Source organism: Streptomyces sp. NPDC005962, assembly GCF_040629205.1.
Classification (GTDB): Bacteria; Actinomycetota; Actinomycetes; order Streptomycetales; family Streptomycetaceae; genus Streptomyces.
Window position 1 is genome coordinate 50,263 of sequence record NZ_JBEXVE010000018.1, and the last position, 12,500, is coordinate 62,762.

Consider the following 12,500-nt stretch of genomic DNA (forward strand, 5'->3'; position numbering starts at 1 on the left):
CAGCGAGATTCTACGTGCGTAGACACCGGCTGACGACGGGGGCGAGCCCCCGGAGTACTGCTGTGAAGGAGCTGATCATGGCCAACGTCGTACGTGCCGCGCTCGTCCAGTGCACCTGGACCGGCGACACCGAATCAATGATCGCGAAGCATGAGGAGTACGCCCGCCGGGCGGCCGCCCAGGGGGCCAAGGTGATCGGCTTCCAGGAGGTGTTCAACGCCCCGTACTTCTGCCAGGTCCAGGAGCCCGAGCACTACCGCTGGGCGGAGCCGGTCCCGGACGGGCCGACGGTACGGCGGATGGCGGAGCTGGCCCGGGAGACCGGGATGGTGATGGTCGTGCCGGTCTACGAGGTCGAGCAGTCCGGCTTCTACTACAACACCGCCGCCGTGATCGACGCCGACGGCACCTACCTCGGCAAGTACCGCAAGCACCACATCCCCCAGCTCAAGGGGTTCTGGGAGAAGTACTACTTCAAGCCCGGCAACCTCGGCTGGCCGGTGTTCGACACCGCCGTCGGCAAGGTCGGCGTCTACATCTGCTACGACCGCCACTTCCCGGAGGGCTGGCGCGCCCTGGGGCTGGCCGGCGCACAGCTCGTCTACAACCCGTCCGCCACCTCCCGCGGCCTGTCGTCGCACCTGTGGCAGCTGGAGCAGCCCGCGTCGGCGGTCGCGAACGCGTACTACATCGCGGCCATCAACCGCGTCGGCACCGAGGAGTACGGCGACAACGACTTCTACGGCACCAGCTACTTCGTCGACCCGCGCGGCCAGTTCGTCGGGGACGTGGCCAGCGACAAGGACGAGGAGCTGCTCGTCCGCGACCTCGACCTCGGCCTCATCGACGAGGTGCGGCAGCAGTGGGCCTTCTACCGGGACCGCCGCCCCGACGCCTACGACGAGCTGGTGACCCCATGACCGGGACCACCGGCGCGAGGCCCGGCGAGAGGTCCGGCCAGACGACCGGCGGGCGGCTCTACGAACGCCACCGGGCCGTCCTCCCGGACTGGCTGGCGCTCTACTACCAGCGGCCCATCGAGATCACCCACGGCGAGGGACGCCACGTCTGGGACGCGGACGGCAACCGCTACCTCGACTTCTTCGGCGGCATCCTCACCACCATGACCGCCCACGCGCTCCCCGAGGTCACCAAGGCGATCAGCGAGCAGGCGGGCCGCATCCTGCACAGCTCGACGCTCTACCTCGACCGCCCGATGGTCGACCTCGCCGAGCGCGTCGCCCATCTGTCCGGCATCCCCGACGCCCGGGTCTTCTTCACCACCTCCGGCACCGAGGCCAACGACACGGCGCTGCTGCTCGCCACCACCCACCGCCGCTCCAACCAGGTCCTGGCGCTGCGCAACAGCTACCACGGCCGGTCGTTCTCGGCGGTCGGCATCACCGGCAACCGCTCCTGGTCGCCGACCAGCATCTCCCCGCTGCAGACGCTGTACGTGCACGGCGGGGTGCGGAGCCGGGGGCCGTTCGCCGGGCTGTCGGACGAGGCGTTCACCGCGGCGTGCGTGGCCGACCTCGAGGACATCCTCGGCCAGGCGCACGGCAACGTCGCCGCGCTGATCGCCGAGCCCATCCAGGGCGTGGGCGGCTTCACTTCCCCGCCCGACGGGCTGTTCGCCGCCTTCCGCGAGGTGCTGGACCGGCACGGCATCCTGTGGATCACCGACGAGGTGCAGACCGGCTGGGGCCGCACCGGCGACCACTTCTGGGGCTGGCAGGCACACGACGCCGCGGGCCCGCCGGACCTCCTCACCTTCGCCAAGGGCATCGGCAACGGCATGTCGATCGGCGGAGTCGTGGCCCGCGCGGAGGTCATGAACTGCCTGGGCGCCAACTCCATCTCCACCTTCGGCGGCAGCCCGGTCACCATGGCCGCCGGTCTCGCCAACCTCAACCACCTCGTCGAGCACGACCTCCAGGGCAACGCCCGCCGGGTCGGCGGACTGCTCATCGAGCGGCTGCGCGCGGCCTGCGCCGGGCTCGACGCCGTCGCCGAAGTACGCGGCCGCGGACTGATGATCGGCATCGAACTGGTCGAGCCCGGCACCGACGACCCGTCACCCGAGGCCGCCTCGGCCGTGCTGGAGGCCGCCCGCGAGGGCGGGCTGCTCATCGGCAAGGGCGGCGCCCACAACAGCAGCGTCCTGCGTATCGCCCCGCCGCTGAGCCTGACCGTGGCGGAGGCGGAGGAGGGCGCGGACATCCTCGAAGCCGCCCTGAAAACTACCCAGTCGGGAAGGAGTGCGGGCTGATGTCTCGTACCGTGATCCGCGGCGGGCTCGTCATCACCGCCGCCGAGGAAACCCACGCAGACGTCCTGGTCGAGGACGAGCGGGTGGTGGCGCTGGCCACGTCCGACAGCGATGTCGCGCGCGGCTGGACCGCCGACCGTACGATCGACGCGACCGGCAAGTACGTCATCCCGGGCGGTGTCGATCCGCACACCCACATGGAGATGCCGTTCGGCGGCACCTTCGCCGCCGACACCTTCGAGACCGGCACCCGGGCCGCGGCCTGGGGCGGCACGACCACCCTCGTGGACTTCGCCATCCAGACCAAGGGGCACGCCCTGCGGGAGGGCCTGGACGCCTGGCATCTGAAGGCGGGCGGCAACTGCGCGATCGACTACGGCTTCCACATGATCCTCTCCGATGTCGACGGGGGCTCCCTGAAGGAGATGGACCTCCTCGTGGACGAGGGCGTGACCTCGTTCAAGCTGTTCATGGCCTACCCGGGCGTGTTCTACAGCGACGACGGGCAGATCCTGCGCGCCATGCAGCGCGGCGCCGCCAACGGCGGGCTCATCATGATGCACGCCGAGAACGGCATCGCCATCGACGTCCTGGTCGAACAGGCCCTCGCCGAGGGCAGGACCGACCCCCGCTACCACGGCGAGGTCCGCAAGGCGCTGCTGGAGTCCGAGGCCACCCACCGCGCCATCCAGCTGGCGAGGGTCGCCGGGGCGCCGCTGTACGTCGTCCATGTGTCGGCCGAGGAGGCCGTCGCGGAGCTGACGCAGGCGCGCGACAAGGGGCTGCCCGTCTTCGGCGAGACCTGCCCGCAGTATCTGTTCCTGTCCACCGACAACCTCGCCGAACCGGACTTCGAGGGCGCCAAGTACGTCTGCTCGACACCGCTGCGGCCCCGCGAACACCAGGCGGCGCTGTGGCGGGGGCTGCGGACCAACGACCTCCAGGTCGTCTCCACCGACCACTGCCCCTTCTGCTTCACCGGCCAGAAGGAGATGGGCCGCGGCGACTTCTCCAAGATCCCCAACGGGATGCCGGGCGTCGAGAACCGCATGGACCTGCTCCACCAGGGCGTCGTGGACGGCCACATCACCCGCCGCCGCTGGATCGAGATCGCCTGCGCCACCCCGGCCCGGATGTTCGGCCTCTACCCGAAGAAGGGCACCATCGCGCCCGGCTCGGACGCCGACATCGTCGTCTACGACCCGGCCGCCCAGCAGACCATCTCCGCCGAGACCCACCACATGAACGTCGACTACTCGGCCTACGAGGGCAAGCAGATCACCGGGCAGGTCGAGACCGTGCTCTCGCGCGGCCTCCCGGTCATCGACGGCCGCGCCTACACCGGTCGCGCCGGGCACGGCCGGTTCGTCCGCCGCTCGACCTGTCAGTACCTCACCTAGGAGGCCCGGCCCATGGACTTCGGACTCGTACTGCAGACCGATCCGCCCGCGTCGGACGTCGTCGAGCTGATGTGCCGCGCCGAGCGCAACGGCTTCGGCTACGGCTGGACGTTCGACTCCGCCGTGCTCTGGCAGGAGCCGTTCGTCATCTACAGCCGCATCCTGGAACACACCGAGCGGCTGACCGTCGGCCCCATGGTCACCAACCCCTCCACCCGCACCTGGGAGGTGACCGCCTCCACCTTCGCCACCCTCAACGACATGTACGGCAACCGCACCGTATGCGGCATCGGCCGCGGCGACTCCGCCCTGCGGGTCGCGGGCCGCTCCCCGAACACCCTTGCCCGGGTCGGCGATGCCATCGACGCCATCCGCGACCTGGCGGAGGGCCGGGAGGCCGTGGTGGACGGCAGCCCGATGCGCATCCCCTGGATCAAGGACGGCCGGCTGCCGGTGTGGATGGCCGCGTACGGGCCCAAGGCCCTCGCCCTCGCCGGTCAGAAGGCCGACGGCTTCATCCTCCAGCTCGCCGACCCGTTCCTGACGGAGTGGATGGTCCACGCGGTCCGCTCCGCCGCGGCCGACGCGGGCCGCGACCCGGACGCGATCACCATCTGCGTCGCCGCGCCCGCGTACATCGGGGACGACCTGGCCCACGCCCGGGAGCAGTGCCGCTGGTTCGGCGGCATGGTCGGCAACCACGTCGCCGACCTGGTCTCCCGCTACGGCGAGCACTCCGGCGCCATCCCCGACTCCCTCACCGAGTACATCGCCCGGCGCCAGGGCTACGACTACAGCCACCACGGCCGCGCCGGAAACCCGGACACGGCCTTCGTCCCGGACGACATCGTCGACCGCTTCTGCCTCCTGGGCCCGCCGGAGGCCCATGTGGAGAAGCTGCGCACGCTACGGGGACTGGGCGTGGACCAGTTCGCGGTGTACGCGATGCACGACGCGAAGGAGGCGACGATCGACGCCTACGGGAGGGACGTCATTCCCGCGGTGAACGGCTGACCGCCCGGGGATAGGCTTGATCCATGCTGAACAGGGTCGTGCACGCACTCGCCTGTCCCCATTGCGGTGCCGCGCTCACCCAGCGCGAACGTGCTCTGCTGTGCACCGCGGGTCACACCTTCGACATCGCGAAACAGGGGTATGTGAACCTGCTGCCGGGCGCGACGAAGCACAGTGCGGACACCCGGGAAATGGTGGAGGCGCGTGCCGAATTCCTGGCGGCCGGACACTACGCCCCCCTTTCCGGCGCGCTGGTGGAGCTGGCGCGCCGTACGGCCGATCCGGCGGTGTCCGGCTGTGTCGTCGATATCGGCGGTGGTACGGGGTATTACCACGCGCGGGTCATGGACGCGCTGCCGGACGCCGCGGGAGTCCTGCTCGACATCTCGAAGTTCGCTGCCCGGCGCGCGGCCAAGGCGCATCCGCGGATCAGCGCCGCGGTGGCCGACGCCTGGCAGGCGCTGCCCCTCCAGGACGGCGCCGCTTCCCTGGTGCTGAACACGTTCGCCCCGCGCAACGGCCCGGAGCTGCGGCGGATTCTGGCGCCCGGCGGGGCCCTGCTGGTCGTCACCGCCAGCCCCGGCCACCTTCAGGAGCTGGTCGACGCGCTCGGCCTGCTGCGCGTGGACGACCGCAAGGAGTCGAGGCTGACCGAACAGCTCGCCCCGTACTTCACGCTGGCCGGGACCGAGCGGCTGACCCGGACGATGACGCTCGACCACCGGGCGCTGGCCCAGCTGGTCGCCATGGGCCCCAACGCCTGGCACCACGACGCCGGGGATGTCCGGGAGCGGGTCCGCAAGCTGCCGGACCCGTGCCCCGTCACCCTGTCCGTCACGCTGACCGCGTGGCGGCCAGCGGCGTGCGCCGGATGACGCCGTACCGGATGACGCCGTAACGGAACAGCGGTCGCGGTCAGGTGGAACGTGCCAGTACCTCGCCGATTCCCTCGGGGGAGAGGACGTGTTCCACCCCGACCACGGTCCCGCCGACGACTCCGGCGGACATCCCCAGCACGCTCTGGGTCAGCGACAGCCGACGGGTGGCCAGGGGCAGCGCCCGCCGGTAGACGACACCGCGAATCCTGGCCAGCACATCGTCGCTGGCGGCGGCGATCGCCCCGCCGATGACGATCCGCGCCGGGTTGTAGACGTGCACGAGCAGCGCCACCACCTCGCCGATCGTCACCGCGCCCTCGCGGACGACGCGGACGGCCCCGGGGTGGCCGTCGCGGACGAGCCGCGCCAGGTCCGCGGCGCCGCGCGGCCTGTCCCGCTCGGCGAGGCCCGAGTCCTCCCGGGCGAGCCGGGCCGCCATCGCGGCGGCCGACGCCACGGCCTCCACGCAGCCGATGTTCCCGCAGCCGCACACGGTGTCGTCGGCGCCGGGCACCCGCAGATGCCCGATGTCGCCCGCGGCGCCCTCCGCGCCCCGGTGGAGTTCCCCGGAGGCCGAGATGAGGCCGCCGCCGATACCGGTGCCGATCTTGATGAAGAGCAGCGGCGCCTCGTCCTCCGGCAGGGCGCGGGCCTCGCCGAGGGCCATGAGGTTCACATCGTTGTCGACGAAGGTCCGGCAGCCGAACCGCTCGGTCAGCGTCCGGCCGACCGGGAAGCCGTCCCAGCCGGGCATGATGGGCGGCCGTACCGGCGTTCCGGCGCGCGCGTCGACGGGCCCGGGGAGGCCGACGACGCAGGCGGAGAGCCGGTCGGCCCCCACGGAGGCAGACCCCGCGGAGGCAGACCCCAGGGAAGCGGCCCCCGCCGACTCGGCCAGCATGCCGCGCAGCCGTTCGGTCAGCAGGTCGAGCGTCGCCTCGGGGCCCCGCGCCACGTCCAGCGTGACCTCCTCCTGCGCGACGAGGCGCTGTGACAGGTCGGCGAGGGCCAGCCGGGCGCTGTGGGCGCCGACGTCGGCCACCGCGACCACCCCGGCCCGGGGGTTGAGCGCCAGCCGGAGCGGCGGGCGGCCGCGGCCGGGCCGGGTGACCGTTCCGCCCTCGACGACCACCCCGGCGTCGATCATGGTGTCGAGGTGTCGGGTCACCGTGGACCGGGCCAGGCCGGTGGCCTTGACCAGGTCGGCACGGTTGTCGGCGAGGCCCGACGCGATGAGCCGGGCCAGTGAGCTGTGGACGGGGCCGCCGGTGTTCTGCGGCCGCAGTCCGGCGACCGACAGCCGGGGTATCGGGCGGTGGTCCGTCGTCGTCTGTGCTCCCGTGACCGTTCCCATGGCCGGTCACGGTACAGCAATTATGGCGGTTTTTATGACTCACAAGATGCAGAATTCCATGTCTTGTGAGGCGCTAATCGCCGTCTTAGGCTCACCGCCGTACGACGTCACGGGAGGACAGTCATCACATCTCCACCGCAAGGCCGCTCCAGGCCCCTCGGCACCGCCATCGTCGGAGCCGGGATGATCGGCGCGATCCACCGCAGGGCCGCGGCGCTGGCCGGTGCCCGGATCACCGGCGTCCTGGCCTCCACCCCCGCACGCTCCGAGCAGGTCGCCCGTGAGTGGGAGGTCCCCGCCTACCCCTCCCTGGACGCGCTCCTCGACGACACGTCCGTGGACGTGGTCCACATCTGCTCGCCCAACGCCACCCACGCGCCCTTCGCGCTGCGCGCGCTCGCCGCCGGGAAGCATGTGGTGTGCGAGAAACCCCTCGCGGTCTCCGTCGCGGAGGCGGAGCGCATGGCGGAGACGGCCCGCGACAGCGGGCTGGTGGCCGCCGTCCCCTTCGTCTACCGCTACCACCCCCTGGTCCGGGAGATCCGGGCGCGCCGGATCGACGGCGAGTTCGGCGGCTGGCATCTGATCCACGGCAGCTACCTCCAGGACTGGATGCTCTCGCCGCAGGCGTCGGGCTGGCGCGTGGACCCGGTGGCCGGGGGCCCGTCCCGCGCCTTCGCGGACATCGGCTCCCACTGGTGCGACCTGGTGGAGTGGGTGTCGGGCGAACGGTTCGCCGAGGTCGTCGCCTCGACGTCGATCGCCCTGGACAAGCGGCCCGCCGCCGAGTCGCGCACCTTCGCGGCCGACTCCCCGGACCCGTCGCCGGAGTACATGGACGTCAGCACCGAGGACTGCGCCGCGCTCCTGCTGCGCACCGCCGCCGGTGTGCTGGCGTCCACCACCGTCTCCCAGGTCTCCGCCGGGCGGAAGAACCGGCTGTGGTTCGAGCTGGACGGCGCCCGGGCCAGCGCGGTCTTCGACCAGGAGAACCCGGAGACCATCTGGCTGGGCGGCGAGGACGGCGCCCGGATCATCAGCCGCGACCCCGGCCACGGCTCGGCCGAACAGCGGCGGCTGTCGGTCCTGCCCCCGGGCCACGCCCAGGGGTACGCGGAATGCTTCGAGGCGTTCGTCGCCGACACCTACGCCGCGATCGGCGGCGACCCGCCGGAGGGCCTGCCGACCTTCGACGACGGACTGCGCGCCGCCCGCATCACCGAGGCGGTTCTCCGATCCTCCCGTAACGGCTCGTGGACAGAGGTGTGAACGCATGAAACTCGGATTCCTGACGGCCTGTCTCCCCGGCTGGTCCCTCCCGCGCATCGCGGAGTGGGCGAGCGGCAACGGCTACGAGGCGCTGGAGGTCGCCGTCTGGCCGAGGACCGGTGGCCGCGACTTCGAGGCGAGTCATCTGCCCGTCACCGACTTCCCGGCGGCGCGGGCGGAGGAGACGCTCGCGCTGTTCGCCAAGCACGGGCTCGAACTGTCCGCGCTCGCGTACTACGAGAACCAGTTGCACCCCGACCCGGAGCGCCGGGCGGAGATCCGCACCCATTTCAAGCACGCGGTGGACGCGGCCGCGGCGCTCGGCGTCCCCTACGTCGGCACGTTCATCGGCCGGGACTGGACCAAGCCGGTCGCGGACAACCTCAGGGAAGCCGAGCGCGTCTTCCCCGAACTCGTCGACTACGCGGGCGAACGCGGCGTGAAGATCATCATCGAGAACTGCGTCATGGAGGGCTGGCACCCCGACGGCTATCCGGGCAACCTGGCCTACTCCCCGGAGCTGTGGGAGTGGATGTTCTCGCTGGACCTCTACCTCAACTGGGACCCCTCGCACCTCACCTGGATCGGCATCGACCCGGTGAAGACCATCGCGCCCTACATCGACCGCATCGTGCACGCCCAGGCCAAGGACGTCGAGCTGGGCAGCGGCGACATCGACCGGTACGGCTTCTTCGGCAAGGCGGTGGACCGCCCCGACCCCTGGGACAACGGCTGGTGGCGCTACCGGGTGCCGGGGCTCGGCCAGGTCGACTGGACGCGCGTCGTCGACCGCCTCTACGAGCACGGCTTCACCGGAACGCTCTCCGTCGAGCACGAGGACCCGGTCTGGGGCGGAACCGACGAAAAGGTCGTCCAGGGCTTGCGGATCGCCCACCACACCCTGCGCCCGCTGGTCATCGGCTGAGCACGCATTCGGAATGCGGAGAACAGTTCAGGGAATTGCGTCACCTGTTCCGAAGGTCCCCGATCTCGCAAAGGAGGTTGGGGACCTTCCGATTCAGCTCGCGCTCGGCGGGGTCTGGGCCGGGGCCGCCTTCTTCGCGGGGCGGCCGCGCTTCTTGGCGGCGGGCGCCTCCGCCGGACGGGACACCGCCGCGAAGGGCTGCAGCGCCTCCTGAAGGGCCTTCAGGGAATCCGCCCCCAGGTCCACGACCCGGCGCTCCTCCCGCAGGGCCGGTCGTACGGCGATGGTGTTGCTGCCGTCCTCGTTCTGCTCCCCGGTCTCGTACTCCTCGTCGACCCAGGTGGGAACCAGAATTTCGACCGAATGCACGTCCGACATGGTATCGGGTTCGAGGTCGCAGTGAATTACCGTACGGCCATAGATTCGTGTTTCCACCGTCTGTCCGTTGACGACAACCGACGTGACGGTTTCCTGAACACCCTCCTCGTTCTTCTCGGTTTCCGGAACCTGCACAAAGCGAACTGCCACTGCTTCCCCTTTTCTTGAAGTAGCCCAAATTCTAGCCGGGCAGCCGCTGTTGGCGCCAATCCGGAAAGCACCGAAAGCCCCTTCCGGGCGGAGGGGTATTTTTCGGCGTGCACGGCCGGAAATACGTGAGTGCGCCTCAACCGCAGCCGTTGCGGGCGGTGCCCACGGCCACGTCGTCGTACCAGAGGGTGTCGTCGCCCTCGCCGTAGCTCTCCCAGCCCAGCCGCAGATCGGCCGGGGCGGGCCGCCAGCCGCCCCGGTTCAGCCACTGCTGGTCGACGTCCTGGGTCGGGGTGCCGTCGACGACCAGGCCGGGGACGAGCGCGCCGTTCACCCAGGTGTCGAGGCGGCCCGCGGTGCGGTCGAGGCGGAACTCCAGACAGGTCCAGGCGTTGACGGGCAGGGGAGTGCTGAGGGCGACGCCCGCGGGGCTCTGGGCGGGGAGGGTGGCGTCGTCCGATTCGCGGTTCCACTGGAGCGCCTTGTTCTGGCCGCCCATGCGCAGATCCTTGCCGTTGTCCCCCGGGTCCTTCAGGGCCGCGAATGTGACGTGCTGGGCGGGTAAGGCGGTGGTGTGCCGGACCCAGAGGCGTACGTAGAGGTCACCGGTCGTGGGCAGGCCGGAGAGTGAGGTTCCGGCGAAGGCGTGGTTGCAGTAGCCCGCCCTGCCGGTCACCCGCACCGACTTGGCGCCCGTGTGGGCCACCGTCGAGTCGACGGCGGCGGTGCCGGTGCCCGAGCAGTTGGCGACCGTCGTGCTCCACCGGCCGCCGGGGCTGGTGCCGGTCTGGGACTCGAAGTCCTCGCAGAACCCGGTGGCGTTGCAGGCCGCCGCGGAGCTGCCCGGGGTGGGCGTCGCCGAGGCGGCGGGGGCGGCGAGGCCGGTCATGGCCAGGGCGGCGACGGCGGCTGACAGGGTGCGGCGGCGGTACGGCGCGAGGGGCATCGGGACCTCCGGCGGGGGATGGGAAGGGGTGTGGGAGCGCTCCCAGGCCTCTCACCTTAGCCGGGACATGACACCTTGGGGAGCCCTCCTACCAGCAGGTGACCCCGCCGTCCACCAGCAGGTCCGCACCGGTGACGAAGCTCGCCGCGTCACTCAGCAGGAACACCGTCGGCCCCACCATCTCGTCCACCGTCGCCATGCGGCCCAGCGGGGTGTCCGCCTCGAACTGGGCGACCCGTTCGGCCACTTCGGGGCGCAGGTTCATCGGCGTGGCCGTATAGCCGGGGCTCACGCTGTTGACCCGGACGCCGCGGGTGCACCACTCCGTGGCCAGGCTCTTCGTCAGGTGCATCACGGCCGCCTTGGACGCGTTGTAGTGGGCCTGGGTCAGCCCCCGGTTGGCGATGGTGCCCGACATCGAGGCGATGTTCACGATGGCGCCGCCGCCGTTGCGCAGCAGCGCCCGGCCCTCGGCCTGGCAGGAGAGGAACACGCCGGTGAGGTTCACGTCCACGACCCGGCTCCACTGCTCCACCGGCATGTCCTCGGCCGGGGCGGCGTTGGCGATGCCCGCGGCGTTGACCGCGAGCCGGAGGGGTCCGAGGTCGCGTTCGGCCACGGACACCGCTTCCGCCAGGTCCTCCGCCCGGGTCACATCGGCGGGGAGGGCGACCGCGCGCCGCCCCGACTCCTCGATCGCCGTGACGGTACCGGCCAGATCGCTGCCCGGCAGGTCCAGGCATCCGACGTCGGCTCCCGTCTCGGCGAGCCCGATGGCGAGCCGTCGGCCGATGCCGCTCCCGGCTCCGGTCACCAGGGCCACGCTGTCGTCGAGACGGAAGGAGGGGACGGGCATGAGGACTCCTTGAGTGATGCCGCGAGTGATGCCGCCGCGGCGTTCGCCGCCGCTACGGCGCTTGTCGTTCCGTTCGGTCGGGGCGGCCCGCCAGTCGGCGGGCCACGCCCAGGTCGGTGATCAGGACATCGACCCAGCCGCCCAGCACCGCGGCCCGTACCGCCGCGTACTTGCGGTCGCCACCGGCCACCGCGACGCGGCGCGGCACGGCGCGGTAGACGTCGGGGGTGATGCCGATGACGCGGTCGTTCAGCTCGGTGTCGAGGAGGGTGCCGTCCTCGTCGAAGAAGTGCAGGCAGATGTCGCCCACCGCGCCGAGCCCGCGCAGCTGTTGCTGGTCGTCGTCGGAGAAGATGTTGCCGCTGCGGCGCAGCAGCGGTGAGGGGTCGAGGCTGCCGATGCCCACGATGGCGATGGTGAGGTTCTTCCACGCCGCGGCCACGCTGCTCACCTTCGGGTCGGCGAGTATGGCGTCCCGGACGGTGGCGTCGGCCACCAGCCCCGGGGCCGACATGAAGACCGGTTCCGCGCCGGTCAGCTCGGCGAGCCGCCCCATCAGCCGGGTCGCCTGGACCTGGACCTGCGGGTCGCCCACCCCGCCCATCAGCTGGACGACCTCCTCCAGGAACCGCCCGCCCGGCCGGGACCGCATCGCCTCGACGGCGGCGAGCAGGGTGGCGCTCCACGACGAGATACCGAGCCGGTCGCCCTCCATGAGCGTGGTCTCCAGATAGACCGCGGTCGCCGCGCCGAGCGCCGGGATGACGGAGTCGGCCTCGCCCTCGACATCGACGACCACCACGTCACGCAGCCCGTACCGGGCCGCGATCTCCTCCTCCAGCTCGGCGAAGACCCCCTCGGGCGGCACCACGATGGTGCGCACGATCCCGAGTTTGGCGGCCTGGGTGAGCAGCCGGGAGACGCGCGCCTGGGAGATGTGCAGCTCCTCGGCGATGCGCGGCTGCCGCATCCCCTGCTCGTGGTAGAGCCGGGCGATCCGGGTCATCAGCCGCAACTGCTCATCGCTGGTCGCCATGCGCGTGGTGCGGGTCATGGGG

Annotated in this window: 12 protein-coding genes; 7 read left to right on the plus strand and 5 right to left on the minus strand. The window is 71.3% G+C overall.

The annotated features are described in order from the left end of the window. Positions 1–77 precede the first annotated feature (77 nt). The 5 genes from ABZ370_RS26955 to ABZ370_RS26975 are packed head-to-tail and all read left to right on the plus strand — an operon-like array spanning position 78 to position 5,561. The gene (locus ABZ370_RS26955; protein ID WP_358625644.1) at positions 78–920 is read left to right on the plus strand and encodes a nitrilase-related carbon-nitrogen hydrolase; all 843 of its coding nucleotides are present in this window, start codon (positions 78–80) and stop codon (positions 918–920) included. After that, a complete protein-coding gene (locus ABZ370_RS26960; RefSeq protein ID WP_358625646.1) occupies positions 917–2,272 on the plus strand; it encodes an aspartate aminotransferase family protein in 1,356 nt (451 codons plus the stop codon). Before ABZ370_RS26955 ends, ABZ370_RS26960 begins: the two co-directional genes overlap by 4 nt. Continuing rightward, on the plus strand, positions 2,269–3,672 hold the full coding sequence (gene hydA, locus ABZ370_RS26965; protein WP_358625871.1) for a dihydropyrimidinase: 1,404 nt from the start codon (positions 2,269–2,271) through the stop codon (positions 3,670–3,672). The genes ABZ370_RS26960 and hydA overlap by 4 nt, the downstream gene beginning before the upstream one ends. A gap of 12 nt (positions 3,673–3,684) precedes the next feature. Next, positions 3,685–4,686: a TIGR03842 family LLM class F420-dependent oxidoreductase gene (locus ABZ370_RS26970; protein WP_358625647.1), complete on the plus strand. Its 1,002-nt coding sequence runs from the start codon at positions 3,685–3,687 to the stop codon at positions 4,684–4,686. A gap of 23 nt (positions 4,687–4,709) precedes the next feature. Further along, complete coding sequence (locus tag ABZ370_RS26975; protein WP_358625649.1) at positions 4,710–5,561, plus strand: putative RNA methyltransferase; 852 nt, start codon at positions 4,710–4,712, stop codon at positions 5,559–5,561. A 40-nt stretch (positions 5,562–5,601) separates the two neighbouring features. Here ABZ370_RS26975 and ABZ370_RS26980 read toward each other — a convergent pair whose 3' ends face one another. Further along, positions 5,602–6,918: an ROK family transcriptional regulator gene (locus tag ABZ370_RS26980; protein ID WP_358625651.1), complete on the minus strand. Its 1,317-nt coding sequence runs from the start codon at positions 6,916–6,918 to the stop codon at positions 5,602–5,604. 168 nt (positions 6,919–7,086) lie between these two features. Between ABZ370_RS26980 and ABZ370_RS26985 the strand changes: the two genes are divergently transcribed. Then, positions 7,087–8,187 (plus strand): Gfo/Idh/MocA family oxidoreductase, encoded by a 1,101-nt coding sequence (locus ABZ370_RS26985; RefSeq protein WP_358625873.1) that lies wholly within the window; start codon positions 7,087–7,089, stop codon positions 8,185–8,187. Between the two features lie 4 nt (positions 8,188–8,191). Continuing rightward, positions 8,192–9,112: a sugar phosphate isomerase/epimerase gene (locus ABZ370_RS26990; RefSeq protein ID WP_358625652.1), complete on the plus strand. Its 921-nt coding sequence runs from the start codon at positions 8,192–8,194 to the stop codon at positions 9,110–9,112. A 93-nt stretch (positions 9,113–9,205) separates the two neighbouring features. Here the strand turns inward: ABZ370_RS26990 and ABZ370_RS26995 are convergent, their stop codons facing one another. The 4 genes from ABZ370_RS26995 to ABZ370_RS27010 all read right to left on the minus strand — a co-directional run bounded on the left by ABZ370_RS26995 (position 9,206) and on the right by ABZ370_RS27010 (position 12,496). After that, on the minus strand, positions 9,206–9,481 hold the full coding sequence (locus tag ABZ370_RS26995; protein ID WP_358625654.1) for a hypothetical protein: 276 nt from the start codon (positions 9,479–9,481) through the stop codon (positions 9,206–9,208). Between the two features lie 295 nt (positions 9,482–9,776). Beyond that, entirely contained in the window at positions 9,777–10,586 is an 810-nt protein-coding gene (locus ABZ370_RS27000) for a hydrolase (protein ID WP_358625656.1), read from the minus strand. Positions 10,587–10,674: 88 nt separating this feature from the next. Beyond that, entirely contained in the window at positions 10,675–11,442 is a 768-nt protein-coding gene (locus ABZ370_RS27005; RefSeq protein WP_358625658.1) for an SDR family oxidoreductase, read from the minus strand. A 52-nt stretch (positions 11,443–11,494) separates the two neighbouring features. Beyond that, positions 11,495–12,496 carry a sugar-binding transcriptional regulator gene (locus ABZ370_RS27010; RefSeq protein WP_358625660.1) on the minus strand — a complete coding sequence of 334 codons (1,002 nt, stop codon included), beginning with the start codon at positions 12,494–12,496 and terminating at the stop codon, positions 11,495–11,497. Between the last annotated feature and the right edge of the window lie 4 nt (positions 12,497–12,500).

Bases quoted from the DNA above. Each gene is read 5' to 3' on its own strand.
- ABZ370_RS26975 (WP_358625649.1), top strand. From the start codon at position 4,710: ATGCTGAACAGGGTCGTGCACGCACTCGCCTGTCCCCATTGCGGTGCC.
- ABZ370_RS26980 (WP_358625651.1), bottom strand. From the start codon at position 6,918: ATGGGAACGGTCACGGGAGCACAGACGACGACGGACCACCGCCCGATA.
- ABZ370_RS26970 (WP_358625647.1), top strand. From the start codon at position 3,685: ATGGACTTCGGACTCGTACTGCAGACCGATCCGCCCGCGTCGGACGTC.
- ABZ370_RS26990 (WP_358625652.1), top strand. From the start codon at position 8,192: ATGAAACTCGGATTCCTGACGGCCTGTCTCCCCGGCTGGTCCCTCCCG.
- ABZ370_RS27010 (WP_358625660.1), bottom strand. From the start codon at position 12,496: ATGACCCGCACCACGCGCATGGCGACCAGCGATGAGCAGTTGCGGCTG.
- ABZ370_RS27000 (WP_358625656.1), bottom strand. From the start codon at position 10,586: ATGCCCCTCGCGCCGTACCGCCGCCGCACCCTGTCAGCCGCCGTCGCC.
- ABZ370_RS26960 (WP_358625646.1), top strand. From the start codon at position 917: ATGACCGGGACCACCGGCGCGAGGCCCGGCGAGAGGTCCGGCCAGACG.
- ABZ370_RS26955 (WP_358625644.1), top strand. From the start codon at position 78: ATGGCCAACGTCGTACGTGCCGCGCTCGTCCAGTGCACCTGGACCGGC.
- ABZ370_RS27005 (WP_358625658.1), bottom strand. From the start codon at position 11,442: ATGCCCGTCCCCTCCTTCCGTCTCGACGACAGCGTGGCCCTGGTGACC.